Origin of the sequence: Vreelandella salicampi (assembly GCF_013415105.1) — a bacterium.
Lineage (GTDB): Bacteria > Pseudomonadota > Gammaproteobacteria > Pseudomonadales > Halomonadaceae > Vreelandella > Vreelandella salicampi.
This window is the reverse complement of sequence record NZ_JACCDF010000004.1, coordinates 65,492-87,512: the sequence shown is the minus strand read 5'-3', so window position 1 is coordinate 87,512 and position 22,021 is coordinate 65,492. Positions and strand designations below refer to the sequence as shown.

The 22,021-nt window shown below is 56.8% G+C and carries 24 protein-coding genes and 1 pseudogene; 17 read left to right on the top strand and 8 right to left on the bottom strand.

Annotation, left to right across the window (positions count from 1 at the left end; all coding sequences use genetic code 11):
* Positions 1 to 8: 8 nt before the first annotated feature.
* Entirely contained in the window at positions 9 to 1,046 is a 1,038-nt protein-coding gene (locus HZS81_RS06650) for a histone deacetylase family protein (RefSeq protein ID WP_179929777.1), read from the top strand.
* Here the strand turns inward: HZS81_RS06650 and HZS81_RS06645 are convergent.
* Positions 1,043 to 1,348 carry a helix-turn-helix domain-containing protein gene (locus HZS81_RS06645; RefSeq protein WP_179929776.1) on the bottom strand — a complete coding sequence of 102 codons (306 nt, stop codon included), beginning with the start codon at positions 1,346 to 1,348 and terminating at the stop codon, positions 1,043 to 1,045. The genes HZS81_RS06650 and HZS81_RS06645 overlap by 4 nt on opposite strands.
* Entirely contained in the window at positions 1,341 to 1,715 is a 375-nt protein-coding gene (locus tag HZS81_RS06640) for a type II toxin-antitoxin system RelE/ParE family toxin (protein WP_179929775.1), read from the bottom strand. Before HZS81_RS06640 ends, HZS81_RS06645 begins: the two co-directional genes overlap by 8 nt.
* A gap of 283 nt (positions 1,716 to 1,998) precedes the next feature.
* Here HZS81_RS06640 and HZS81_RS06635 point away from each other — a divergent pair, with 283 nt between their 5' ends.
* From HZS81_RS06635 to HZS81_RS06595, 9 genes are all read left to right on the top strand, one after another.
* Positions 1,999 to 5,682: an ATP-binding protein gene (locus tag HZS81_RS06635; RefSeq protein WP_179929774.1), complete on the top strand. Its 3,684-nt coding sequence runs from the start codon at positions 1,999 to 2,001 to the stop codon at positions 5,680 to 5,682.
* Positions 5,679 to 6,320 carry a condensin complex protein MksE gene (locus HZS81_RS06630; protein WP_241697400.1) on the top strand — a complete coding sequence of 214 codons (642 nt, stop codon included), beginning with the start codon at positions 5,679 to 5,681 and terminating at the stop codon, positions 6,318 to 6,320. The genes HZS81_RS06635 and HZS81_RS06630 overlap by 4 nt, the downstream gene beginning before the upstream one ends.
* Complete coding sequence (locus HZS81_RS06625; RefSeq protein ID WP_179929773.1) at positions 6,317 to 7,561, top strand: DUF445 domain-containing protein; 1,245 nt, start codon at positions 6,317 to 6,319, stop codon at positions 7,559 to 7,561. The genes HZS81_RS06630 and HZS81_RS06625 overlap by 4 nt, the downstream gene beginning before the upstream one ends.
* Positions 7,562 to 7,563: 2 nt before the next feature.
* Positions 7,564 to 8,445: a DUF7281 domain-containing protein gene (locus HZS81_RS06620; RefSeq protein WP_179929772.1), complete on the top strand. Its 882-nt coding sequence runs from the start codon at positions 7,564 to 7,566 to the stop codon at positions 8,443 to 8,445.
* A 191-nt stretch (positions 8,446 to 8,636) separates the two neighbouring features.
* The gene (locus tag HZS81_RS06615) at positions 8,637 to 8,960 is read left to right on the top strand and encodes a VOC family protein (RefSeq protein ID WP_089704053.1); all 324 of its coding nucleotides are present in this window, start codon (positions 8,637 to 8,639) and stop codon (positions 8,958 to 8,960) included.
* 393 nt (positions 8,961 to 9,353) lie between these two features.
* On the top strand, positions 9,354 to 9,626 hold the full coding sequence (locus HZS81_RS06610; RefSeq protein ID WP_179929771.1) for an antitoxin: 273 nt from the start codon (positions 9,354 to 9,356) through the stop codon (positions 9,624 to 9,626).
* Between the two features lie 342 nt (positions 9,627 to 9,968).
* A complete protein-coding gene (locus HZS81_RS06605) occupies positions 9,969 to 10,703 on the top strand; it encodes a carbon-nitrogen hydrolase family protein (protein WP_179929770.1) in 735 nt (244 codons plus the stop codon).
* Between the two features lie 67 nt (positions 10,704 to 10,770).
* On the top strand, positions 10,771 to 11,406 hold the full coding sequence (locus HZS81_RS06600; protein ID WP_179929769.1) for a LysE family translocator: 636 nt from the start codon (positions 10,771 to 10,773) through the stop codon (positions 11,404 to 11,406).
* Positions 11,407 to 11,638: 232 nt separating this feature from the next.
* Positions 11,639 to 12,601, top strand: coding sequence for a ribonuclease Z (locus HZS81_RS06595; protein ID WP_179929768.1), 963 nt, complete (start codon positions 11,639 to 11,641; stop codon positions 12,599 to 12,601).
* A gap of 105 nt (positions 12,602 to 12,706) precedes the next feature.
* Here the strand turns inward: HZS81_RS06595 and vapC are convergent, their stop codons facing one another.
* On the bottom strand, positions 12,707 to 13,105 hold the full coding sequence (vapC, locus tag HZS81_RS06590) for a type II toxin-antitoxin system tRNA(fMet)-specific endonuclease VapC (protein ID WP_089704033.1): 399 nt from the start codon (positions 13,103 to 13,105) through the stop codon (positions 12,707 to 12,709).
* Positions 13,105 to 13,335, bottom strand: coding sequence for a type II toxin-antitoxin system VapB family antitoxin (gene vapB / locus HZS81_RS06585; protein WP_089704030.1), 231 nt, complete (start codon positions 13,333 to 13,335; stop codon positions 13,105 to 13,107). The genes vapC and vapB overlap by 1 nt, the downstream gene beginning before the upstream one ends.
* A 99-nt stretch (positions 13,336 to 13,434) precedes the next feature.
* Between vapB and HZS81_RS06580 the strand changes: the two genes are divergently transcribed.
* From HZS81_RS06580 to recQ, 4 genes and pseudogenes are all read left to right on the top strand, one after another.
* Positions 13,435 to 14,088, top strand: coding sequence for a DsbA family oxidoreductase (locus tag HZS81_RS06580; RefSeq protein WP_179929767.1), 654 nt, complete (start codon positions 13,435 to 13,437; stop codon positions 14,086 to 14,088).
* Positions 14,089 to 14,323: 235 nt separating this feature from the next.
* Positions 14,324 to 14,617: an MBL fold metallo-hydrolase gene (locus HZS81_RS06575; RefSeq protein WP_241697399.1), complete on the top strand. Its 294-nt coding sequence runs from the start codon at positions 14,324 to 14,326 to the stop codon at positions 14,615 to 14,617.
* A gap of 271 nt (positions 14,618 to 14,888) precedes the next feature.
* A pseudogene (locus tag HZS81_RS06570) lies at positions 14,889 to 15,209 on the top strand (ABC transporter permease subunit); the annotation flags it as partial.
* 64 nt (positions 15,210 to 15,273) lie between these two features.
* Positions 15,274 to 17,112, top strand: coding sequence for a DNA helicase RecQ (gene recQ, locus HZS81_RS06565; RefSeq protein WP_179929766.1), 1,839 nt, complete (start codon positions 15,274 to 15,276; stop codon positions 17,110 to 17,112).
* 90 nt (positions 17,113 to 17,202) lie between these two features.
* Here recQ and HZS81_RS06560 read toward each other — a convergent pair whose 3' ends face one another.
* Positions 17,203 to 18,132 (bottom strand): LysR family transcriptional regulator, encoded by a 930-nt coding sequence (locus HZS81_RS06560; RefSeq protein WP_179929765.1) that lies wholly within the window; start codon positions 18,130 to 18,132, stop codon positions 17,203 to 17,205.
* A gap of 89 nt (positions 18,133 to 18,221) precedes the next feature.
* Between HZS81_RS06560 and HZS81_RS06555 the strand changes: the two genes are divergently transcribed.
* Entirely contained in the window at positions 18,222 to 18,650 is a 429-nt protein-coding gene (locus HZS81_RS06555) for a DMT family transporter (protein WP_089707979.1), read from the top strand.
* A gap of 28 nt (positions 18,651 to 18,678) precedes the next feature.
* Positions 18,679 to 19,155, top strand: a complete 477-nt coding sequence (locus HZS81_RS06550) for a DMT family transporter (protein WP_179929764.1) — start codon at positions 18,679 to 18,681, stop codon at positions 19,153 to 19,155.
* Here HZS81_RS06550 and HZS81_RS06545 read toward each other — a convergent pair.
* Complete coding sequence (locus HZS81_RS06545; protein ID WP_241697398.1) at positions 19,091 to 20,341, bottom strand: GGDEF domain-containing protein; 1,251 nt, start codon at positions 20,339 to 20,341, stop codon at positions 19,091 to 19,093. The two genes, HZS81_RS06550 and HZS81_RS06545, sit on opposite strands and share 65 nt — an antisense overlap.
* A gap of 274 nt (positions 20,342 to 20,615) precedes the next feature.
* On the opposite strand from HZS81_RS06545, the gene HZS81_RS06540 reads away from it, so the two are divergent.
* Positions 20,616 to 20,900, top strand: a complete 285-nt coding sequence (locus HZS81_RS06540) for a YrhK family protein (protein WP_179929763.1) — start codon at positions 20,616 to 20,618, stop codon at positions 20,898 to 20,900.
* A gap of 48 nt (positions 20,901 to 20,948) precedes the next feature.
* Here the strand turns inward: HZS81_RS06540 and HZS81_RS06535 are convergent, their stop codons facing one another.
* Both HZS81_RS06535 and HZS81_RS06530 read right to left on the bottom strand, forming a co-directional pair.
* On the bottom strand, positions 20,949 to 21,215 hold the full coding sequence (locus tag HZS81_RS06535; protein WP_179929762.1) for a DksA/TraR family C4-type zinc finger protein: 267 nt from the start codon (positions 21,213 to 21,215) through the stop codon (positions 20,949 to 20,951).
* A 49-nt stretch (positions 21,216 to 21,264) separates the two neighbouring features.
* Entirely contained in the window at positions 21,265 to 21,825 is a 561-nt protein-coding gene (locus HZS81_RS06530) for a YgjV family protein (protein ID WP_179929761.1), read from the bottom strand.
* Positions 21,826 to 22,021 lie beyond the last annotated feature (196 nt).

The window sequence follows — 22,021 nt, the reverse complement described above, 5'->3', positions numbered from 1 at the left end:
GTTTGCCGATGAAGACGTTCTTTCACGCTGACCAAATGCTTCACCAGCCGCAAACCTACTTCTCCCGCGGGAAAATGCGCACGCCGTTGGAAGTGTCCGAGCGTTCCCAGCACTTGCAGGCGGCCGCGAAACAGCTGGGCTTTGAGCTTCAGACACCCGCCGATTACGGCGTGGCGCCGCTGAGGGCGGTGCATTCGCTGGCCTATCTACGCTTTCTTGAAAGTGCTTACCAGCGCTGGCATGCGCTTGAGGAAGACTGGGGCGAAGAAGTTATCTCCAACATCTTCGTGCGTTCGCCCAACGCCCTGCGGGGCATACTGGCGGAAGCCGCATGCTACCTGGCAGACGGTAGCGCACCGGTGGGCAAGCACACTTGGCAAGCGGCCTATTGGTCCGCGCAAAGCGCGGTGGCCGCTGCCGAAACGCTGCTGGCCGGTGAGCGCTTTGCCTATGCGTTAACCCGCCCGCCGGGCCACCATGCGGGCATCGACTCCGCCGGTGGCTTCTGCTTTCTCAATAATACGGCGATTGCCGCGCAGCACCTTACCACGCGCTACCCCCGCGTGGTCGTGCTGGACCCCGACATGCACCATGGGCAGGGTGTTCAGGAAATTTTCTACCAGCGCGACGATGTGCTGTATATCTCGATCCACGGCGATACCACCAACTTCTACCCGGCGGTCACTGGCTTCGAAGACGAGCGCGGACGGGGAGCGGGGCTGGGTTACAACATCAACCTGCCGATGCCCCACGGGTCAGAAGAGTCGGTGTTTTTTGACCGTCTCGAACAGGCCTGCCAGGCCATTCGCCTATTTGAGCCGGACGCGATCGTGCTGGCGCTGGGCTTTGATATCGACGAGCGCGACCCCCAGGCGAAAGTCGCTGTCTCCACGGCGGGGTTTGGTCAGCTTGGCCGCACAGTAGCGGGCTTGAACCTGCCCACGCTGGTGGTGCAGGAAGGCGGTTACTACCTGGAAGGACTGGAAGCCAATGCGGTGAGTTTCTTCGAGGGGCTGCTGGGCAGAGTAGAAAGTAATAACGATTAAGCCAGTATTTCCAACCCCTTTTCGGCCACCAGGTTCAGCAGCTTAAGCGAAGGGCCATTAGGTTTCTTCTGGCCTTGTTCCCACTTCTGAACCGTGGAGACACTGGTATTCAGATATGCCGCGAACACACCCTGGCTGGCATGGTTCTTGGTGCGGATGCGCTTGATCTGTATCGCTGTGTACTCTTTTACTGGCGGCAGACAGAGCGCATCGAACTCGCGGAGCGTGGTTTCTTTCATCACACCAGCAGTGTGCAGGTCTTGAGCCGTTTCATGCACCATATCTAAGATTGATTTATCCATCGTTTTTTACCTCAATCAATGCGCCATGCTTAATGGCTTCGGCTAATGCTTTCTCACCGTAGCCCAGCAATTCTTTTGCTAAATGTTTCAACGCTTTCAGTTCATCGGCGCTGATATTAGCGCGAGAATTTTTAGCAAAACCATAAACAAAGAACGCCTTATTGCCGACCCTGTAAGCCAACAGGGTTCTGCCCCCGCCACTCTTACCTCGACCACCGACCGCCACGCGCTTTTTCACTACATGACCACCCAGGTCGGCATCAACCAGACCGCGCTCCATTTCCGCAACTGCGGCTAGCATGGCCGCATCATCCAGTCCTACCTTTGCTGCCCACTTACTGAACACTTTGTTTTTAAATACCCGCATCTTATGCCTTTGCGATCATTCTAATATATAGCACTTGGTGCTATATTTAACCAGTCTTTTTTCAGTCGTTCTAGACTCGCGCGACTCAAATATTAATAATTACTCATATTATCAGCATAGTAAAATATGCCTAGGCGTATGGCTGGTCGAGCAGAGCCTTGGCAAGGCACAGGCGGTATTTTGGTGTTGTGGACTCAACGGATGCCACCTTGGTCTGTGTCTGGCACTATAGCCACTTTCAGCGATCAGCAAACGATCCGTATAGTCATTGAAAGGACACGGCATGGCCCACCTGCTACGCATCGTGATGATTCACGGCCACCTGGAAGGGGTGGTCGAACTGAGTGTGGACGGCCACACCAATATTTGCGGTACCAACGCCTCGGGTAAAACCACGCTTCAGCGCCTGGTGCCGGTGTTTTACGGCGAGTTACCCAATAAAGTCGTACCCAAGACGCGCATGAAGTTCGATGCGTTTTACCTGCCCCACCGCAACAGTTATCTGGTCTACGAATACCGCCGCGAAGCGGGCAATATCTGCCAGGTGGTGCTGACCCGCAAATCAGAAGGCGGGGTGGAGTATCGCTTCGTCGCCGCGCCTTACCGGCCAGAAGATTATCTGGTGGAGGGGGAAGACGGCGCCGTGGCGCTGGAGTACGCCCAGTGGTTGGGTGTTTTACGCCGCGAAAATATCTCTTTCTCATCCAAGCTCACGGCCACCTCTGAATACCGCGCGGTGATCCAGAACGACTTTACCCCCACGCCCGGCATCATGCCCCACGGCAATCGCAAGGATGCCCTCAAGCTGCGCCAGATGGCCGCGCAGTTCAGCCTGGTCAAGTCCGAGCATCGCATTCGCCATATCGAAAAGCTGGTCTCGGCGGTGCACGCCAAAGAGGGCAAGATGGACACCCTCAAGACCATGCTGGCGGCGATTTTCGAAGAGGACGGCGTCGAGCTGCCGGTGACGCGCATCCGCAGCGCCAAGGCGCGGGAGTGGATTGACCAGATGCGCCAGTCCATGCGTCTCGAACCGCTGCAGCGTTCGCTTGCCAAGCTGCACGATGTTGACCGCGAGTTGGCGGATGTGGAAGCCGCACTCTGGCAGCTGAAACCGCAACTGGAAGCCGACCGCCACCACATCGAGCGCACCCTGGCCGATGCCGAAGCCGAGATGGGCACGCGGCAAGAGGCATTCGACGCCGAGAAAAATGCCTACGAGGCGGCCCGTGATGACCTGAATGAGCAACTTAGCGAGCTGGAAAGCGGCCTCAAGCAAACCCAGCGCGACCTGAGCGACCTGCAGGATCAGTATGAAGCCTATGAGGCGGCGGACATGCCCGCCCTTGAGCGCGACCTCAACGCGCTGCCCCAACAACGCGAGCAGTTCGAGCAGCTAAAAACCCACCTGACCGCACTGCAAGAGGCCGTGCAGGCAAGTCAGGCCCGCAAGGAAGAGCGGCTGCGCGAGCTGGGCGAAGCGCTGGCCCGCCAGGGCGAAGAAATTCAGGGGCTGGTCGATGCCCTCAACGAAGAAAAAGCCGCGCATCAGGAAGCCAACTGGGAGGCCCAGCGCCACCTGGACGCCCGCTACCAGACCCAGCGTGAAGAGGCAGAAGCCGATTTTCAGGAACGCCTCAACCAGGGGGTTGAACGACTGGCAGCGCTGAAAGCCGCGCTTAGCCACAGTGGCCCGACGGCGGAGGAAAGCGAAGAAGCCACCCTGGTTCAGGCGCGGATCGACCAGGCGCAAAGCGACCACAACGCCGCCAGCAGCCAGCGGGAAAGCCAGCGCCGCGAGCTGGATAGCCTGAAGCGCGAACGCGATAGCGCCGAACAGGCCCACGCGGATGCACGCCGAACGCTTACCCGCGCCCAGCAAACCAGCCAGGCGTTGCACCGCCAGCGCGACCCCGCGCAAGGCTCGCTGCGGCATTTCCTGCGCTACCACCTGCCCGAATGGGAGCAGCGGCTGGGCAAGGTGATTGCCCCCGAGCTGCTGGAGCGGCGGGATCTTTCGCCGACCTTGACGGAGCAACCCAGCGACGACCTTTACGGCCTGGTGCTGGATACCCACCTGATTGAGCCGCCGGACTACGCCCAGGATGAAGCCAGCCTGCTGGCCGCCATTGAAGCGGCGGACGACGCTGTGGTGCGCGCCGAGGCCGAACTCGGCAACTGCGAAAAGCAGCTCAAGCGGCATAACGAGCGTGTCCAGGCCGCCGAGGAAGCGCTAAGCCAAGCCCAGTTGGCGGTGAAGCGCGCCGATGAGGAAGTCGAATACGCCCAGGAGGCCCGCCGCCAGTGCCAGGCGCGCCATGCCCAAGCGCAACGCCAGCGCAAGGCCGACCACGAAGCCGCCCTAGAGGAGCAACAAGCGCAGCAGCAAGCCCTGCGCGACGAACGCCAGACCGCGCTGGACAAGCTCAACGCCGCCCATCAGGCCGAACTGCTGGAGCTAAAAGCCGATGCGCAAAGCCAATTGGATAGCATCGACCGACAGGTTCAGCAGTACAAGGCCCAGCTCACCGAGCAGAAGGCTGAGCACAAGCGTCAATGCGAAGAGCTGGAGCAGGCGTTCGACGAGGAATTAAAGGCTCAGGGCGTCGACCCGGAAAAACTGCGGGATACCCGCACCCGGCTGCAGCAATTGGACGAACACATCCGCCGCACCGCCGCCCGTCAGGACGAGCTGGACGCCTACAAACGCTTTATGCGGGTGAGCTGGGGGCAGCGCAAGCCAGAGCTGGTCGAACAGGAAGGACGTTTAAGCCGTGAGATAGACGCCGCCCAGCGTAAGCGCGAGGCGCATCAGCAGGCCTTTAAAGCCACCAAGGCGGCCCACCAGCAGCACGTCGCCGCGTTTGAAACCAAGCGCCGCGAAAGCCACGAGGTGCTCAACGACCTCAAGCCGCTGCTCAAGCAGCTCGATGAACTCACGCTGACCTCGGACGCCACGCCCCAGCAGGAGGCCCCAGGCGATGTCGCCGAGCGGCTGTCGCGCACCCGCCAGGCACTCTCGCGCCGGGCCCAGGAGCGCGACACGCTGCGCAAAGGCTGCCAGGAAGCGGAGAGCCAACTGATCAAAGGGGCCAGCACCAGCTTTGTCGATGCGCTGGAAAACGAGCGCGCCCAGCTTGCCGACCCCGACGACCCGCGGGCGCTGCTGCCACTGCTCGGCGGCATGCTCAAGTTGCTGGAAGACCAGCAGCAACAGCTGATTCAGCAGGGGCGCAACCTCAGCGACGACCTGGACAAGTTCTTCACCGTGTTCCGCGACCTCAACCGTCGCATCAGCGCCCAGAGCAAGCGCCTCTCGGATGAAGTGGCCGACGACCTGCGCCTGGATGGCATCAGCAAGGCCGAGGTGCGCATTCAGTCGACCATCGACGAACTCGGCTTCTGGGAGCCGCTCAAGCTGTTCGCCCAGCGCTACAAGGCGTGGCGCGACTCCGAGCAGACCTTGCCCAGCGACGACTACCTGAACGCCCTGGCGGACGTGGTCGATTTGCTGCGCAGCGACCAGCAATACAGCTTTGAAAGCCTGCTGCGCCTGGAGCTGCACCTCAACGAAGGCGGCACCGACCTGATCATCAAGAACGACCGCCAGCTGCTCGAATCGTCCAGCCACGGCATGGCGTATCTGATTCTGTGCAAGTTCCTGCTGGCCTTTACCCGCCTGCTGCGCGGCCGGGCCGAGATCGCCATCCACTGGCCCATCGACGAAATCGGCACGCTGGCTTACCACAACGTCGAAAAGCTGTTTGACGCCTGCGACAGCAACCAGATTCATATTGTCGGCGCCTTCCCCAACCCTGAATCCGACGTGCTGCTGCTGTTCCACAACCGTTACCTGATCGACCGCGACGCCGACGACCCCGCCAAACGACGGTTGAAACGCATCGAGCCCCGCCAAAGTCGCCTGGCCGAACGGCTCAAAGCCCGCCATGAGGAGGTGCCGGTATGAGCGATATGAGTCTTCTACCCCATGGCCCGCTGCTGGAGCGGCTGCTGGCGGGCGAGTTTATCTGCGCGGTGAGCGATGAAAGTGCCTTCAAGCGCCTCCAGGATGACGCCACGCGCGAGGCCATCGACAGCTACCTGCGCCCGCTCAACCGCCGCGTGGCCAGCAGCCAGGAGGAAGGCGTGTATTTTCTCGCCTGGCGTCAGTTGGATGACAGCGCGCGGGATCAGCTCGCCCGCCAGTTGGGCGACACCGTCAACAGCCTGCTGCCGCTGCTGGAATGGCTACAGCTGGTGCAGGAAACCCTGGGCCGCGACAGTGTGCTGTCCCCCGGCGATGTGCTCAAACCCGGCGAGCTACAGGCCAAAAGCGAAGATAACCCCAGCCTGCGCGAACGTATTGAACGCCTGGCTACCGACAGCTTCTTCGGTTCCCAGAGCGACCAGTTGGACGCCCAGGTCAAGCAGGTGTTCAAGCGGTTAAGAGAGCACGGCTACCTGCTGCAGCCTCACGGCGACCGCCAGGTATTCCTGGTCACTGGCAAGGTCGACTACCTGCTCGAACTAGTGCGCTTTATTCGCGACGAAGAGCACCTGCCGGTGGACGACGAGGGCGAGGATACCCAGGAGGCGCTGCTGTGAACGACGCGGAAACGCCGGGGCTGGAAAGCCGCCTGATCACTACCGGGGTAGAGCGCCTGGCCCTGTTGGGCCGCCACGCCGAGGCGCTGATGCAGGGCTACACCAACGACCAAGTCCCCCTGGAAGGGCTGAGCCACACCGCGCTGCGCAAGCTATTAAGCGCGCGGATTGTCTGGCGGCCTGACGAGCAGGGCGGTTTGAAGTTGACCCCCAAGGTACGCGAGCTGATCGCTGAGATGGTGGCCGATGAAGCCCGGCGCCACGTCAACGCCGACGTGGCCGAGGCGCTGGAGCTGATCCGCAGCCTGATCCAGAGCTATCGCGATTCCAGCAGCCGCGGCGACTACTGGCAGCAGGAGCAGCAACTGTTGCGCCTGCGCCAGGCGGTGGATGACATGAACGGCCGCTTTGCCGACGCCATCGACAGCCTGTGGCAGCGGCTCAACAGCGACTTTGGCTTTGTCAGCCAGCTCAACGACAAGGTGCGCGAAAACGACCGTGCGCAGAAGCAGGTCGTCCGCCTGCTCGACGGGCTGGCGCTGATCGACTTTGACGAGTTAATCGAACTGGTGGGCAGCGACGGCACGCTGCGCAAGGTGTTGATCAGCCAGCTGCAGCAGCAGCTCAGCCAGCACTACACCAGCCTGCGTGAAGTGCAGCACCGCCTGATCGAGCTGATGGCACGTTTTCGCCGCATGCAGGCACGCAGCCGCCTGGTCTCCGGCATGGCTGCCTTCCTGCGCGAACACCCCGGTTTTACCCCCGGCAACTACGCCCGCCGCAGCGAGGTGCCCGCGCTGTTCAATCACGCCGCCCCCCTCACCGCCGCCGGGGCCGTGGCGCTGGACCGCGCCCAGGACATGCCCACCCTCAGCGCACTGCTGCAAAATGTGCCCACGCCGTCACGTGCCGCCCAGTCGGTCACCGCGGCACGCCCGGCGGAACACGTCGAAGACACGCTCATCGCTGCCCGCCAGCAGGCCCTCAAGGATGACGTCGAAACCTTCTACCTCAACGTGGTAGATCGCGCCGAGAAAGCCCCCATCAGCGCCCTGGACTATCTGAACCAAAGCGAGCTGCAATGGCCCCCAGAAATCTGGCTGTTCCAGGTCATCGCCGAGCACCAGGGCCTACCGCACAGCGAGCAACGCGCGTTTCACCTTCATCAGCAGGAAGAACGGGCGAGCGCCTACAATGATGTGAAGCTGATCCGCGACGTTTCGTTAGGCTTGGCGGTGTAACGATGAATGACCAGACGCTCACGGCCAAGGTCTACAGCAAGCTAGGCGACGTCGACCGCCAACTGCGCAAGCAGTCGTGGGTCGACAAGAAGCGCAGCCAGCAGTGGGTAGCGGACTTCATTCATTGGTGTGATGAGCAACACATTGAGCTTGGCCCCAGGCTACGTCATCAATCCCTGCGCTTTGATCGCGCCCTCATCCAGGAGGTGAACGAAGCGCTCAGAAGCCAGCGACTGACTACTATTGAGCAATGGCAAAGTGGCTTGACCAGTGCTGAGCAAGCGGAGCAGGGCGTCAATGAAGATAAAACCAACCGCGAAGGCCCGCGTGCCCAGCGAGTGTTGGTGAACACACCCGCCAGAACACCCGCTTGGCTCTCGGGACAACCGCGCTCAATGCACGATGTCGACTGGCGAGATATAAACCTTGACCAGTGCGACGTGCTTATCCAGGTTGAAAACCTGGACAGCTTTTACGCCTTTTTACCGCAAATTCCCGCGCTAAGCGGTTACGCTAATCCGCTGATCGTCTACCGTGGTGACAGCCACTACGGCGGCGCTTTCAAGCAACTCGCCGACGCCTGGAACGCGACCCAAAAGCCACACTTCTACGCAGGCGACTTTGATGTCGAAGGCCTCGGTATCGCGCTTTCCAGCAGCGCCTCTCACCTTCTACTCCCGCCGCTCGCATGGCTCACCGAGCAGGCCACCACCTTCCACGACCCTGCCAATCAACTCGAACACCGCCCACGTCTGCTACGCCACCGCGATCAATTACCCGCCGCACATCCGCTACAGCCGTATCTAACGCTACTACTCGACCAGCAGCGCGGGCTAAGGCAGCAGTGGTTGGGTGAGCGATTGGAGCGCGTGACGCTGGTGTAATGATTGAAACCGGCAAAACGCGCAGGCACGCGAATTCTGTCTATGCTGCCAAAATTGTGGCTTTGCTCTAAGAAGAATCAATGGGGTAGAGTCAAAATGGTTGGCTGCAAAATCTCAATCAATGCGCCGTCGCGTTCATTGAGGTTTTGCAGTTGGGCGTAGAATCACTGTTATGGCCTTCAGGGTGAACAATGGAAATTAACTTGCTCGTCTTGCGATGCAAAGAATTGGAAACGAGTAAGCAGTTTTATGAACTGCTAGGGTTTAACTTCGTTAAGGAGAGGCATGGTGACGGGCCTATGCACTACTCCTCGCAAGATGCCAGTTTTGTGTTTGAGCTTTATCCGTTGTCGGAAAACGAAGCTGTGGGCAATTCCAGGATCGGTTTCTCGTTAAAAGATATACATCAGGTTCTCTCCCAAGTGGCAACTGCCAGCCAGCATGAATTCAACGGTAGGCAGATCTACATTGTTCGAGACCCTGATGGACGAAAGGTTGAGCTTAGTGGGCAATGACCATAACAATGCGCGGCACACGGATGCCCTTGTTTCCGCTTCGCTGCGTCAAGGCCACCGGTGCGCTTGGCGTTAGCTAGTGAGTACAAAGAGCACACAACGTGCTAGCCTTTGATTCATGAAACCTATCACATGGAACCCAGAGAAGAACAAGCTTCTCCAAACAGAAAGAAACATATCTTTCGAGGATGTGGTTTTGCACATCTCGGTTGGAGGTATCCTGGATACGTTCGAACACCCGAATCAGGAGCGGTATCCGGGTCAAAAAATTCATGTGATTAAGATAGAAGGGGATGCGTATTTGGTGCCCTTTGTGGAGTCAGAGGATGAGGTTTTTCTGAAAACGATCATCCCTAGCAGGAAAGCGACCAAAACCTATTTGGGAGGTCCGAAATGAGCAGGCTGAATAAAGAAGAGCAGGAAATTCTGGATGCATTTGATGCAGGAGAGCTGCAGCGGTCGCCAGATAGTGAGAAAAGGAAAGCACGGCATCAAGAGTATGCCGAGGCGATGTTTAAGAAGGATGCCCGTATCAACATCAGGCTTTCTTCCAAGGATCTTCGTGGTCTTCAGAAGAAAGCTCTGGCGGAGGGCATCCCCTACCAAACACTTGTTGCTAGCATTCTCCATAAATATGTCGAAGGTCGTTTGCATGAGGATCGGTAGCTAATCCAGCTATCCAACGGATGCCAAAACCTGGGCTTTACTCTGGTTTTATCACCGGTGATGGCGAGCGTTAGACATATGCAAACAGCTCTACGAACACCAGAAAAGCTGATAGCAAAGGCCAGAGAAGCAACAGGTGTGTCGACGGTGACGCTGCGCGTCTATCGAGACAATCACGCCGCTCGTTCTTTATATTCAAGCCTTGGCTTCTCCATCGTCGAATCAGCGTCCACGGATGACTTATTGTTCATGAGTACAACGGCTACTAGTTCACGTAAGTCAGGCGCATGATAAGCACCATAAGCGTAGGATGAGTGTTAGCAATTTGTCAGGAGTCCTTTCATGAAGGCGTGTGCCGCTCAGTTGCGTCCAATAGCTGGTGATTTGGCAGCCAACGTTGCTAAGCATCTTGAGCTCATCGAGCTTGCCGTTTCGCAGCAGGCTGATGTGGTATTTTTTCCTGAGCTGTCGCTCACGGGGTTCGAGCCCCGACTCGCGGATTCTTTTGCCATCGATATAGCGGACCAGCGGCTTGATGTGTTCCAGGAACACAGCGACAAAACTGACATGCTGATCGGCGTCGGGATGCCAATCTCCACTGGCTCTGGCGTGTTTATCGGCATGGTGTGGTTCTCGCCTGGTGATGCTCGCCGCCTATACGCGAAACAACAGCTGCACGCCGATGAACTTCCTTACTTTGTAGCGGGCGGCAAACAGCTTGTATTGGAGAGAAACGGCTCTAGGCTTGTGCCTGCTATTTGCTACGAGTCGCTTCAAATGGATCATGGTGATAGTGCAGCCACCTTGTCTGCCGATATGTATCTAGCCAGTGTTGCCAAACCGGTTGGTGGTATCGCCAAGGCAATGACGCATTATCCTGCGGTCGCAAGCAAACATAATATGCTTGTGATCATGGCGAATTGTGTCGGGCCTAGCGACGACTTTATCAGCGTTGGGCAGTCGGCTGCCTGGAATGGCCGTGGCGAACTGCTTGCCCAGATGGATGCTGAAGCAGAGGGCGTGGTGGTACTGGACACCAGAAACGGAAGTGCTAGCGTAAAGACGCTTGATCATTAAGCGACCCAGTCGATGTCATCAGTAGCACGATAGAGCTGGCCTTGGTTAAGGACATAGGAGTGTCAAAATGTTTGATTACACAATAATTCACTGGGTGACATTTCTTGGTGCGGCGATCCTGCTAAACCTTTCCCCAGGCCCAGATATCGCTTTCATTTTGGGGCAAACGTTGCGTAACGGACGTCAGCATGGATTCGCTGCGATGTTTGGCATTTGGACAGGGGCAGCGTTGCATGTCGTGATGGCGGCGGTGGGGCTTTCCGCAATCCTTGCCACGTCTGCCCTGGCGTTTTCTATTGTTAAGTGGGTCGGTGCCGCATATTTGATATGGCTGGGTATCAAAATGCTCCTATCGCGTGGTGACGCTTTCGAGCCCAGCGGGAGCGTCAGCCAGCAACGAATGCATTCAATCTATTGGCAGGGAGCACTGGTTTCCGCCCTTAACCCTAAAGTGGCCGTATTTTTCCTGGCTTTCCTGCCTCAGTTCGTCGTGGAAGGTGCTGGCCCTCCCAGTGCTCAGTTGCTGTTGCACGGAAGCCTGATCATTGTTGTTGCGGCTTGCATAGAGCCACCTTTAGTGATGCTGGGGTCAAAGTTAGGCGTTTTCTTGAGACAAAATCGGCGAGTTGGCATATGGATGGACCGCGGCCTTGGAGCTTTGTTCGTCACCTTGGGCGCGCGCCTGGCAGCCAGTACCCGATAATGTAGGTGAGCATGAACTCCATTTGTTTTCAGCTACAGCAGCAAGCTATGCACTAGGTGCCAAATCTTTCGCTTCGCTGAGGTTTTTAAATTAATGACGATGCATACTCCGCCGCATCCTGGTGAATTCATTCGGGAGAGTTACCTTGAGCCTTTCATCATCAGCCCCCTCAGCTTGCTACAGCCAGGCCCCTTGTTTCTAGAGTGGATGCACAAGAGATAACGATCAAACTATGAACTTACTCTTCCTCGGTACCTCTGCCGGTGTGCCCACCAAGCAAAGAAACGTCGCCGGGGTCGCGTTGCGTGAGAGTAAGGGGAAGGGCTGGTACCTGATCGATTGTGGTGAGGGCTCACAGCATCAGGTGTTGCACACGAAACTATCGCTGAATGCATTGAAAGCCATCTTGATTACCCATGTGCACGGCGACCACTGCTATGGGCTGCCGGGCCTACTGGCGAGTGCGGCCATGAACGGTCGGGAAGCGCCGCTGACCATTGTGGCACCTGCGGGCATCAAGGCATGGTTGGACGCCACCTGTGCAGCCACCCAGCTATCGTTATCCTTCGATGTGGAGTTTGTCTGCTCTGATGAACTCCCAAGTGTCGAGTTTGAGCGTATCGCGGTTACCACCTTCAGGCTTTCACACCGGGCGCCGTCCTATGCGTATGGGTTTACGGAGCGAAAGGTCGAGTCTTCCCTGGATGTGGATAAGTTAACGCAAAAGGGGATTCCCAGAGGGCCGTTGTGGGGGCAGTTGAAGCAAGGCGCTGATATTGAGTTTGCGGGCGAGCGGTTAAATAGCCGTGACTTCCTGATCTCCAAACACAAACCCAGAAAAGTCGTGATCGCCGGGGACAATGACCAACCCGACTTGTTGTCTGAGGCGTGTGCGGGGGCGCAGGTGCTGGTGCATGAAGCCACCTACACTGAAGCAATGGCCGAGAAGGCCGGTGATGTAGGGCATAGCTACGCCAGTCAGGTCGATGCGTTTGCCGAATCGGTAGCGCTCCCCAACCTGGTGCTGACGCACTTTAGCCCGCGTTACCAGCTCAACCCCCATGTGTCGCCGTCCATTGAGGACATCCGCAAAGAGGCTCAGTGCGTCTATTCGGGCTCGCTATACCTGGCGCGGGATTTTCTCGAATTAACCCTGGATAAATCGGGTCACTTTTCTGAAGTGGCGGGCGAATAGTTTTTTTGTGTTTCGCGACCGATGCGGCTAACTAGCGTTGCTGCTAGAAAAGCAATGGGTGCTAAAGCAATGATTTAGTCGTGAAATGGTGTGCGTGGGGTTGGTTTAAATCCAGTCTTCTACTCTAAGCCCTGGTACGCGACTAAACTCACCTAGATTATTGGTGACCAGAATCAGCCCCCTTGAACGAGCATGCCCGGCAATCATCTGATCGTATGGGCCTATTGGTGTGCCAGCTTTGGCCAGTTCAGTACGTAGCTGCCCACTGTGATAGGCGGCGTCGGGGTCGTAGTCGAGCACTTCCAGCCGGGCTGCAAACCCTTCTATAACACTTAAGTTTTTCTCGGGAGAAGCGGACTTTTCAGCACCATAAACCAGCTCCATGAGTGTCACGGTGCTGATGCAAAGCTGGTCGCTATGCTGGTTAAAGGTCTCACGAACATGGGGAGGTTTATGTTTGATGGTGAAAATACAGATATTGGTGTCAAGCATGTACTTAAGCATCAAAACGCCTCGCGCTCCTGTTCGTTTGGCTGCTCGCGTTCACTCATAAAGTCTGCGGTGACACTTTGACCCTCAAACCAGCTGTCCCAGGTTTCACCTGCGGGGGTAATTAAGCGCGCGCGACCCAAGGCAATAACATCAACGCGTGTAACGTCTTCGGGCAGCGCGAGGGATTTAGGCATGCGCACCGCTTGGCTACGGTTACTTTTAAACACTGCTGCTTTTTCCATGGCTGTCTCCTTATCAGTACTGCCGTTGCTCGCTATATACACGTAACATGCTTTAATGAGTTTGATCGAATTTTGGGATATGTCAATGGGATATACAAAATGCAGAAGTTGAGAATTGACCTAGTGTCTGATGTCGCATGCCCGTGGTGCGCAATCGGCTATCGGCGCTTGGAACAAGCGCTGGAAATGCTTGATGGCGAGATCGACGTTGAGCTCTTCTGGCAGCCCTTCGAGCTCAACCGGGATATGCCACCCGAGGGCGAGCCGATCCTGGAGCACTTATGCCGCAAGTACGGCAAGGGTGCTGCCAGCATGGAGCAGGCCCAGCGCGAGATTATAGCGGTGGCCGAAGAGCTTGGGCTGAATTTTAGTGGCGCCCAGGAGCGTCGAGCGAACAATACGTTTGATGCCCACCGCGTGCTTGCGTGGGCTGCAACGCAAAACCGAGAGACACCCCTGCAATTGGCATTATTTGATGCCTACTTCGGTGAGGCGAAAAACCCTTCAGATCCAGAGGTCCTGCGAGAGAAGGCCATTGAGGTTGGGCTTGATGGTGACGCTGCCGAGGCCATCGCCCGGTCTGATCAGTACGCGGACGAAGTTCGAGCGGCAGAACAGCGGTTCATGGAGGCAGGGGTTAGCGCCGTGCCGGGCTTTATACTCGATGGACGTTACCTGATTTCTGGCGCCCAGCCTGCCGACGTGCTTGTTGATGCGCTTCGTCAGGTGGCTGACGAAAACGCTAACCTTTAGTTCTGCAGGCGCCGATCTGAAATGAGGATATTACTAGCGGCTCATCACCCAGCACTGGGTGCATAATCTCCGCTTCACGCGGGTTTTGTAACCGGTGATGGTGGTCGTTAGATCGGGAGAGTATGGGAGAGTATTTATTGGAACTCTATATGCCTGCAACCCAGGTTCGGGGTGTTAAAGAGAGAGCATGGTCGCGATATGAACTTACTGTCTTGAGGCGTGTGCGAGGGCTCAGGTGCTGGTGCATAAAGCCACCTACACCAAAGAGATGGCCCAGAAGACCGGTGACGTGGGGCATAGCTACGCCAAGGAGGTCGCCACGTTTGCCGAATCGGTGCCGCTACCTAACCTGTTGCTGACGCACTTCAGCCCTCGTTATCAGCTTAACCCCCATGCATCGCCTTCCATTGAGGACATCCGTAAAGAAGCCCAGAGCGTCTATTCGAGCTCGCTTTATTTGGCGCGGGATTTTGACGAATTCACCCTGAGCAAGTCGGGCCATTTTTCTGAAGTGGCCGAAAATGTATAGCGCAATTTCAATTGCTCCTACCCGTCATCGAACGGCTTACTTAAAGCGCCTCACGCTACCTCCGCTCACCCCCTGCGCGGCCTACCTAACGCTATTGCTGGGCTAAAACAGCAGCGGTTTGCTGGGGAGATAGTTTGGGTGGTGTGAGGATGGAAGTAGTAAAGCATGCGTGCATATGAATTTGGGCTATGTTGGGAAAGCTAGTTTTCGTAACGTAGCATCCTGCCGCTCAAGAATACGGTGATATGAGCCTAAAAATAACAATGATCGTGCCGCCCGCATCGAAGGCTGCAACTGGCTGGAAATCCTTTGGAAGGTTTATGTACCGCTAGCCAAGCCAACCTATTTGGCTTATGGCCTAGTCTCGATCAGCCACCACTGGAACAATTTTATTTGGCCGTTAGTGGTCACCAACTCGGTAGAAAGCCGTCCTTTAACCGTCGGGTTAGGCGTTTTCTCTGCGCCAGAAACTGGGGTTAACTGGGCCACCGTCAGCGCCGCCACGCTGTTAAGTATCGCCCCCCTACTGGTCGCCTTCCTGCTGTTCCAGCGCCAGTTCGTGCAGTCGTTTTTACGGGCAGGGATTCGCTAGGCAGACGCCCCTCAGGGTTTTCGTGCGACAATTCTCCCTCAGGCAAGAGACAAGGAGAGCATTGATGCACGGCGACCCTCACCCGGCAGCCCTTAAGGTGCTGCAGGAGGTATTTGGCTACGACAGCTTTCGCGGCCCGCAACAGGCCATCATTGAGCATGTGATGGCCGGCGGCGATGCGCTGGTGCTGATGCCCACCGGCGGTGGCAAGTCGCTGTGCTATCAGATCCCGGCACTACTGCGCGAAGGCACCGCGATTGTGGTCTCGCCGCTGATCGCGCTGATGCAGGATCAGGTGGCGGCGCTTGAGCAGAACGGGGTCAGGGCGGCTTACCTGAACTCCAGCCTCGATTATCACGAGGCAGTCGAGGTGGAGAACCGCCTGCGAGCGGGGGAGCTGGATCTTTTGTATGTCGCGCCCGAGCGGCTGGCCACGGCGCGTATGCAAATGCTGCTGGAGCAGACCCAGATTGCGCTGTTCGCCATTGATGAAGCCCACTGCGTCTCCCAGTGGGGCCACGATTTTCGCCCGGAGTATCGCCAGCTTTCCCAGCTTCACCAGCGCTTTCCCCAGGTGCCGCGTATTGCCCTGACCGCCACTGCCGATGTGCCCACCCGGGGCGATATCATGGAGCATCTGCAGCTCCAGGAGGCGGCGCTTTACAACAGCGGCTTTGACCGGCCCAACATTCGCTACCATATCGCCGAGAATCAGGGTAACGCCAAGGAACAGCTGCTGCGCTTTATTCGCGAGCACCACGACGGCGAGGCGGGTATCGTCTACTGCCTTTCCCGGCGCAAGGTGGAGGAGACCGCCGCCTGGCTGGAACGCCAGGGGCTGACGGCACTGCCCTACCACGCGGGGCTTCCCCCCGAGCAGCGCCAGCACCACCAGTCCCGTTTTCTGCGTGAAGATGGCGTGGTCGTCGTGGCGACCATTGCCTTTGGCATGGGCATCGACAAGCCGGACGTGCGGTTTGTCGCCCACCTCAACCTGCCCAAGAGTATCGAAGCCTACTACCAGGAGACCGGCCGCGCCGGGCGTGACGGCCTGCCCGCCAATGCCTGGATGGCCTACGGGCTTCAGGACGTGATCACGCTGCGCCAGATGCAGCAGGACTCCAGCGCCGCTGACCATCAAAAGCGCATCGAACAGCAGAAGCTCGACGCCATGCTGGGGCTCTGCGAAATCATCAGTTGCCGCCGCCAGGCGCTTCTCCATTACTTTGGCGATCATCTGGACACCCCCTGCGGCAACTGCGACAACTGCCTGACCCCACCCGAGACCTGGGAGGCGACCGTGGCGGCGCAAAAGGCGCTCTCCTGTGTCTACCGCACCGAACAGCGCTTCGGCGTGACCTACCTTGTGGACGTGCTGTTAGGCAAAAGCAACGAGCGCATCACCCGCTTTGGCCACGACCGTCTCAGCACCTACGGTATTGGTAAAGACCTCGCGGCCAGCGAATGGAAGGCGCTCTTTCGCCAGCTGATTGCCAGCGGCTTTTTGAGCGTGGATATGGAGGGCCACGGCGGCATCAAGCTCACTGCCAATGCCAAGCCGGTGCTGCGCGGCGAGCAGACCCTCACTCTGCGCAAGCCAAGCAACAAACCCAGCAAAGCCAAAACCGCCCGACGGGGAAGCAAAAGAGCCTCTGCTCCGCAGGGCCACGGCCCGCTGTGGGAAGCCCTGCGTCAACACCGCAGGGATCTGGCCGAAGCACAGGGCGTGCCTGCCTATGTGATCTTCCACGACGCAACTCTGGCCGAACTGGTCGAGCAGAACCCCCAAAACCTAGCGGCATTGGGCGCGATCTCGGGCATCGGTGCGCGCAAGCTGGCGGATTACGGAGAGGGCTTTCTGGACGTCATTCTGGCGCATCAGGAAACCGAGCAAAGCAGCTGAACCAGCGCGCCCAGGGGCAGTAGCGCTGTGACGTCCGTCGCCCTGCTCTTCCAGCCCTCGTTCGTACAGTCGTTTTTAGGCCGGGGTTCGTTAACGATCCCAGTATGGCGGATCGCCAATCTGCGCCACCAAATAAGCCAAAAATGTGGCTACCTTTTGCGAGCGCAGGCGGTTTTCAGGATAAATCGCATGGATACCTTCGCGGGTCGCTTCGCCCATGGGGTAATAGTGCTCAAGTATCGGTACCAAGCCACCGCCGCGCAGGGCATCAAACAGCAGCCAGGTAGGAAATAGCACAATGCCTTGGCCCTGCAACGCCGCTTCAACCAGGCTTTCTGCATTGTTGCTGTGGAGATTGCCTTTTACCGGGTAACGCTTTGCTGGGGCATCGTCAGAATCACGGAAATACCACGGCTGCACGCCCCGTGTCCCTTTATAGACCAAGCAGTTATGCGTCTTTAATTCCTCCGGATGACGGGGCTCTCCGTGTCGCGAGAGATATTCGGGCGCAGCGCAAGCCACAAAGCACTGCGTTGCCAATTGGCGAGCCACCAGGCTGGAATCGTCAAGCGCCCCTACTCGAATCACCACGTCTGCGCCCTCATGTACCGGGTCGATAAACGCATCGCTCAGCGCCAGCTCTACCTCAACGGCGGGGTTTGCGTCCTGAAAGCGAGCTAATAAAGGCGCGAGGTGCCGCCGCCCAAACGCCACCGGCGCATTGATTCTCAACACCCCCTGTGGATGCGTTGCCCCGCCAATAACCTGCTCGGTGGCTACATCCAAACTCTCAAGAACGTGATGAATATCCTGATAATACCGCTCACCGGCATCGGTCAGCCGTACCGCCCGTGTATGGCGGTAGAGCAACCGCTGACCAAGCGTGCGCTCAAGCCCCGCGATATGTCGCGAAACCGAGGATGCCGGTAGGTCAAAGTAGCGCGCTGCTTCGGCGAAGCTGCCGGTTGAGGCAACGCGAGCAAACAGACGCAGCGCCAACAAACGAATCGAGTTGTCCAAAATGCAATAGTCCTTTGCTCTTTTAACGCATTGTAGCAACAACACGAACTCACTACAGTGCTGGCTCCTCTTTCTCAGCGGAGTTACCTATGCAACACGCACTTATCCTGATCGGTGTGCTTATCGCCGGTATGGGGTTATCAGTCGAAGCCGGCTTGCTGGGGCCACTCGGCGAGCAGGTCGGCCATTTATCGGCCACTCTGTCGATTTTTATGGTGGGGGCGCTGCTGCTCTCGCTAGCACTGGTGTTTACCCCTAACCGCCAGCTAGGAACGCTATTCAAGCAGCCGCGCTGGTTACTAACGGGCGGCATCCTGGGCCCGGTCTACGTCATTGTCTTGACCCTTGCCACACCGCTAGTGGGCGTGGGCATGACCATGGTGGGCATTTTATGCGGCCAGGTAGCGGCCAGCGTCGCTATTGACCACTTCGGTTGGCTAGGGAGCGAGCAACGTAGGGTCGACGGTTATCGCGTCGGCGCCTTGGCGATGATACTTGCCGCCCTGTGGCTAATGTAACGAAAAAGGCTATTTAAGGAGCTCAACCATGCTACTTCCCTTTATCTTTTTGATTTTGCTAGCGGGCGGCGCGGTTCTGGCGGCCCAATCCTCTATCAATGGCCGCTTGGGCGCCAAAACGGGCGTTATCGAAAGCGCCTGGCTGACGTTTATTATGGGGGCCGTGCTGACCTTTTTGCTGATGTTCTTTTTTGAGCCAGCGCATGAAGCGACCCTCTTCAGCGTACCCAAGTGGCAGCTCACAGGTGCGTTGTTCGGCGTGGTGTATATGCTGGCGATTGTGTTTGCTGTCCCGCGGGTAGGCACCGCAGCAGCCACGGTGGCAGTGATTTCGGGCCAGTTGTTGATGAGTCTATTGATTGATCACTTCGGTTGGCTAGACAACACTGTACGTCCATTAGATGGCTCACGCTATCTCGCCATGGTTCTGCTAATAGGCGCTATTGGGCTGATCTACTTAAGCCACCAACAGCGCCACCGCCGGATGGTAAATCAGCCTGGTTAGCCATCCAGATACGGTTGCGGCCTTGCCGTTTGGCTTCATAAAGTGCTTCGTCCGCTTGGGATAACAGCTCGGTGGGGGTAAGGTCGACTGATGGGTATAACACGGCAACCCCCACACTGACCGTGACAACACTCTGCGCTGAAACACCGTGATTGGGAATCTGTAAGGCTTGAACACTGCACCGGATGCGTTCTGCCGCTGATGTTGCCGACTCAGGCGATGCATTCGCTATTAGCACCACAAACTCTTCGCCACCAAAGCGCACTACTAAATCTGCATCGCGGCTATTGGCCCGCATTGCCATAGCAACCTTGCGCAAGCATTGGTCTCCCTGAAGGTGGCCGTAATGATCGTTATAGGCTTTGAAATGGTCGATATCGATCACTATTAATCCTACGTGAGCTTTTTTCTCAACGGCTTCTTGCCAACGAATAAGGAACATATCATCGAACTGACGCCGATTCGCAAGGTTCGTCAATGCGTCGGTTTGCGATAGTTGAGACAGCTTTTCATTGTCCTTTAAATAATAGCCGGCGCGGATTTTTTCTCTCAGTACATGCAGGTAGGCGGTTCGCTCGCTACGCTCAAAACGGTGGTTCGCTGCCAGGGTAAACAGCGCCGTAGCGATAAGGGTACACATGGCCAGCCGCTTCGCTTCTGGCGGCATTGGATCATAAGGCAGAACAAATGCCAGAACGATTAAAAGGCTAATGGCAGATGACGCGCAGGCATAGCCAAAGCGTAGTGAATAAACAATATTGCCCACCAACAGGATGAGCCCGAAGGAGAAAACATCCAGGTATGAGTAAGGCGCAGTGGATTGCGAAAAAATGACACACGAGATCATCGTGGCAATGACAACCGTGCTTGCCATTAATGTTTCACGAAGCAGAGGGGAGAGGCCTCGATAAACCCACCAGAGAATGAGCAGGCCTATGGGTAGCATTACACCCGCTCGCAACAACACAGCAGTGAGAAAAGTGTCAGGCCGAAAGCTGTAATCATTGATCAAAAAAAGACAGTAGATGATCGCCGATATCAGTCCCCCCACTACCATATGACGACTACGCTGGCGTTGCGTATCTGCTTCAAAACGAGTCTCCACCTCGTTGACAAAGCGTAATCGCAAAGGACGAAATTTTAACTCCCTTTCCACTGCTTTCAGCAACGTATCATTAACCATCATGCGCCCCGTGCGCCTATTCCATTACGTATGAACATCGGCATCATGGGCCGCAACTCAAGAGGTCAACTACCACATTTGATTAGCGGGATAGTGAGGTATAACAGCGTTTAGTTAAAATAAAGATTGCTAGCTAATTGAAACGGAAGCACCCACGTTTTTTAATTAACCGAGCATTTAAAAATCGCACAAACACCGCGATAGGGGTATTAATCGCAATAACAAAATAGCTAGTTGGCAACCTTATAACCTCAGCCATTCGATACGGAGTGAAACGATGCAGCGCGAACAGAACCCACAAACACACGATTGGATCTTCACGCTGGGACACCGTGAACTAGTCGTGCATCAACGCTATGAAGTGCTGAGCATACTCAATGATTTTATGTTGGGAATCTGGTTTACCATCGGCAGCGTCTGTTTCTTTTACGACGGTGAGATACAAACTGCTGGCGTGTGGTTATTCGTCATTGGCAGCATACAGCTGCTGATTCGTCCCGCTATTCGTCTGCATCGCTATATCTATTTCCAGCGGCTTCCGGATACCAACCATGACGCCTAGTGGGAAGGCGTTAACCTTCGCGACTAATGCGGATCCATTCGCGTAAGTTCAACGCAGTTGGCTATCTTTACTGCCGCGTCGGTTATAGCCACTGTAGGCCGACTGCTTTTTGTCTAACTCACTCTGACAAACGACGCAAAGCCGAACCCCTGGCATCGCCTTACGGCGCGCTTCGGGAATCGGCTCACCGCACTCCTCACACTCAGCTAGGCTTTCGCCACGGGGCAGTTGATGGCGGGCACGCTGAACTGCATCGTCCAGCGTGCTTTCAATCTGCTCTTGTTCAGCGCCGTCTTTTGCCCATCCGCCTGCCATAGTCGCGTTCCTCGCTCGCTCAGCTAATCACGATCTCTTAGCATAGCAGCTAGGCAAGTGGATCGTTTTGCTCGACGTCCTCGAACACCTCGGGGTATTTGCGCTTGGCACGCACCAGCCGAATGATGGTAATGATATTGGTGATCACGATCAGGGCTTCGGCGAGCGTGCCGCCAATCGTGCCGATCAGCAGGTTGTTCAGCATCCATGCCAAGGCAGCCAGGCCCAGAAAAACCCGCATGGCAATGCCACGCATGAGAAACATGCCAACGGTGCCCAGCACCATGGCCGCCACTGGCAGAATATCCACCCAGCTTTGCCACGTGACGGCTGCGGCGATACCGCTGGCCAGCAAGACACCCGCCATCACGGCTTTACTGCCCAGGTAACGGCGCGCCAGCACGATCCGCACTATCACCAGCACCGTTAACGCAGCCGCTGTCCAGCTCTCGAAAAACACAAACTGCAGCGCAAAGGCCACATTGGCAGAAATCAGCAACACGAGAAGGCGATCGTCATTTTTGCTGGCAAAGGCGACGACGCATATCGCCAGGGCTACCAAGCCACAGAGCTGGCCCGCTACTGCGCTGTAACCCACATTCTCCAGCATGGAACGCTCCCCTGTTTATTAAGTCTTGGCATTGTTTAATGCCCACTACGTTAGCATTAATCCTGTCCCAGAAATTTGACGTTTTTAAATCTTTAAATAAACAACAAAATGGAGACACCTGATTGTAAAACAGATGAAAGTAGCGTGGATGGGTTGATTCACTCCCCAACAGACCGTTGACGCCGACCCAACAAAC